This window comes from Candidatus Krumholzibacteriia bacterium (assembly GCA_035268685.1).
In the GTDB taxonomy this organism is placed as follows: Bacteria; Krumholzibacteriota; Krumholzibacteriia; order JAJRXK01; family JAJRXK01; genus JAJRXK01.
On record DATFKK010000065.1, the window covers coordinates 1 to 3708 of the forward strand.

Consider the following 3708-nt stretch of genomic DNA (forward strand, 5'->3'; position numbering starts at 1 on the left):
CCCCCGGCCGGTTCCGGGCTCGACGACCTCTCGGTGACGATCTCCGACGACCGGCTCACCGCGACCCTGACCCTTCCACCGCTGCTCGGCGCGACCACTCCCGCGCCGGCCGTTCTCGTGGAGCGCCTGCGCGGCGAGCACCGATTGGTCGACGTGGACGTCGACGCGGTCGAGCTGGCTCTCGACACGGCGCTCGACACCGACACCGAGGCCACGTCCGCGGTGGTCGCCCGGGGTCGCGCCCCGATCGACGGCGAGGACGGTCACCTGGAATGGCTGGGCGACTTCTTCGAGTCGCGAGCGATCCGGCTGCCGAGCGGCGCGGTGGACCACTACCACCGCACGAAGGTCAGCGTGTTCGAGGGACAGCCGATCCTGAGGGTCCACTCCCCGACCACGGGAACACCCGGGACCGACGTGACCGGACGCCGGATCGCGGCGACGCCCGGTGCGCCCGCCCCTCTCGAATGCGACGACACGGTCCGTCGCCACGAACACGACCCCCGTCTCGTGTGTGCCGCCCGGCCCGGCATGGTCGAGTACAGCCACGGCGAACTCACCGTCGGCGATCTGCAGGTCGTCGAGCAGGTGGACTTCTCGACCGGCTCGATCGACTTCGAGGGAGCCGTGCACGTCCGCGGCACCGTCATGCCGAAGTTCTCGGTCGTCGGCACCGACTCCGTGATCATCGACGGCACCGTCGAGAACGCGCGCATCGAATCCCGCCGGAACGTCACGATCGACAAGGGCGTCATGGGCCGGGGCGACGCGGTCATCGTGTGCGCGGGAGATCTCTCGCTCGGCTTCGCCCGCGAGGCCACGATCGAGTGCGGGGGCCGTCTCGACGCCCGGCGCGAACTCCTGTGGTGCGAGGGCCGGGTCCACGAAGACCTGCTGATCGAGAACGGGCGCATCATCGGTGGCCGTTGGATCGTGGGCGGGAGCATCGCCGCCGACGAGATCGGCTCCCGGGAGGAGGCCGCCACCTTCGTCACCCTGGGGCGGGCAGCCGGGCAGCAGCGCGAGCTCCGCACGCTCACGCGCGCGCGCAAGAAGTACCAGCAGCAACTCGCCGACCTGCGCCGCCGCTACGGACCCATGCTCTCCGGCGCGGTCGGTTCACTGAACGCGAAGGAGCGAGAGGTCGTCGAGCAGCGCATGCATCTGTACGAGCGGCGGGCGAACCGGTCGCGCAAGCGCGAGTTCCTCCTGCGCAAGCGCCTCCACCAGCAACGGCACGCGTCGTTCGTCTGGGTGAAGTCGAGGCTCTTCGCCGGCACCCGCCTGGGACTGAACGGCGGCCAGCACGTCCACGAGTTCACGGAAGACGTCATCGGCCCGGCGTGCGTGCGCTACGACGCACGCACCGGCCGGGCGGTGATCGAGCACGTCGGCCTCGAGAACGCGTCGCGCTCCGACCACCGCTGAGTGCGACCGGCCGGACGGGAGGCGACCGTCGGGCCGCCGCCTCCCGTCATCCGGCCTCGGACGTCAACGCCGCGACGTGTCCTGTGCGCGTCCCCCCGGTTCGGCGAACTGCCCGATCCACCGCTGGACCTCGTCGTGCCAGTACATCGAGTTGTTCGGCTTCAGGATCCAGTGGTTCTCGTCGGGGAAGTAGATCAGACGCGACTCCACGCCTCGGGTCTGCAGCGTGCGGAACAGCTCGAAGGCCTGTCCCACCGGCACCCGGTAGTCGAGCTGGCCGTGGAGGATCAGCGCCGGGGTGTCGAAGTCGCCGGCGAAGTAGTGCGGCGAGATCTCGCGATAGATCTCCGGCTCTTCCCAGAACGACCCGAAGCGCGTGGAGTGCACCGCGAAGTCGGCCGCCATCTGCGAGTACATGTTGTAGACGGGTGCGTGGATCACCAGCGCGTCGAACGGATGGTCCTTGCCCAGCAGGATCGACGACAGGTATCCACCGTAGCTGCCGCCACCGGCCACCATGCGTTCGGGATCGATCCAGTCCTGATCCGCGAACCACTCGGCCGCGGCGAGGGTGTCCTCGTAGGGCGCGGTGACCCAGTCCGGATTGATCGCATCCGCGAACTCCTGACCGAAACCCGACGAGCCGTGGAAGTTGTGCCAGGCGGTCACGTATCCCCATGACGCGAAGGTCTGCGCGTTCCAGCGGAAGTGGAATCCGTTGGGGATCGCGTTGTGCGGCCCGCCGTGGATCAACAGGAACAGCGGATAGCGCTGGCTGCGATCGAAGCCGGGCGGGTAGTGCACCCACATCTGGATCTCGGCCCCGTCGTGCCCCGTGTAGGTCACCGACTCGTAGGTTCCCAGGTCGACGCCGGCGAGGACCTCGTCGTTGAAGGTGTCCAGACGGACCGTCTCGCCGGCGGCGGTGACCCGCACCACGCGCGGCGGATACAGGAAGCTCTGGTTGGTCGCGACCAGCGTGCCGTCGTCGGCGATGCTCGGACCGCCGAAGCTGGTCTCTCCGGTCACCGCCTCCGGCTCGCCGCTCTCGGCATCGATGAAGTACACGCGGCGCGTCCCGGCGTCGTCGATGGCGCCGAAGAACCCGCTGCCGTCGGCCGCCCAGACCAGGCCGGACACCGAACGATCCCAGTCGCTGGTGATCTCACGACGGGTGCGGTCGTCGAGGTCGTGGAGCACGAGGTTCACGTTGTCGGCATAGAAGCCGGGAATCTCCTGGGTCGTGTAGGCGAGCGTGCGGCCGTCCGGACCGAACATCGGGTTGCCGTCGCCGGCTTCGTTGTCGGCGGTGAGGTTCTCGAGCGTGTCGGCTCCGATGCGGCCCAGGAAGACGTCGATGTCCGGGTCGACGTCCTCGCCGTCGCGCGAGTCCGAGGTGAACGCGATCCACGTCTCGTCGGGATGGACGTCGTAGCTGCCGAGTCCCTGGGCGGAGCGCGGCAGTTCCCGCCCCAGGGTCTGCGTGACGGCCTCGACCTCGCCGCCGCCGGCCGGAATACGGAACACGTGGGCCTGGCGGTCCTCGTCGATCCAGTGATCCCAGTGCGAATAGGGAAGCGCGTTCCACTGGTGGGCCGAGACCTTCGATTCGCGATCGGCCTCGACCTGCTCGGCCATCTCCTCCCAGGTCTTGTCGGGCCACACGCGGCTGACGAAGTACAGGTGCTCGCCCACCCAGCGCAGGGCCGACACCCCGGTCGGGACCTCGCTCAGCCGCGTGGCCTCGCCCGGACCGTCCATGGGCAGCAGGTAGATCTGCGCGGCGTCGTCCTCGTCCCGCTTCGAGGTGAAGGCCAGCGCAGCACCGTCGGGCGAGAACACCGGACTGCCGGCCGAGGCGCCGGTCTGCGTCAGCGGACGCTGCACGCCCCCGTCGGTCGACAGCAGCCACAGCCGGGTCTCCGACTCGTCGGTCTCGGTGTCCCAGTGCGTGACCGGCACGACGACGTGCCCGCCGGCCGGCGAGATCACCGGAGAGCCCACGCGGTCCATCTCCCACAGGACCTCGATCGACAGGGGCCTCGTTTCCTCGGCCAGCGCCAGGGTGGGCACCAGCAGCAGCATCCACAGACAGGTCTTCGGCATGGGGTCTTCCTCTTGGGGTTGGGCGGGGGGTTGGGCGGAGGGTTGGTCGGGGTCTACGCGGGGGTTCGGTCGGGACGGCGGCGGGGAGCATACCACGGCTTCGGGTCGGGTCGGGTATACGCGATTGCGCAGGACCATCTCACGCGTCGGCAACGCGACGACGCCATCCTCTTC

Annotated in this window: 2 protein-coding genes; one reads left to right on the plus strand and one right to left on the minus strand. The window is 69.3% G+C overall.

The genetic code is table 11. The features are described 5' to 3' along the window. The coding region (locus VKA86_06510; GenBank protein HKK70850.1) for a FapA family protein at positions 1 to 1428 on the plus strand (1428 nt) is incomplete at its 5' end. A gap of 63 nt (positions 1429 to 1491) precedes the next feature. Here VKA86_06510 and VKA86_06515 read toward each other — a convergent pair. Next, positions 1492 to 3534: a S9 family peptidase gene (locus VKA86_06515; GenBank protein HKK70851.1), complete on the minus strand. Its 2043-nt coding sequence runs from the start codon at positions 3532 to 3534 to the stop codon at positions 1492 to 1494. Between the last annotated feature and the right edge of the window lie 174 nt (positions 3535 to 3708).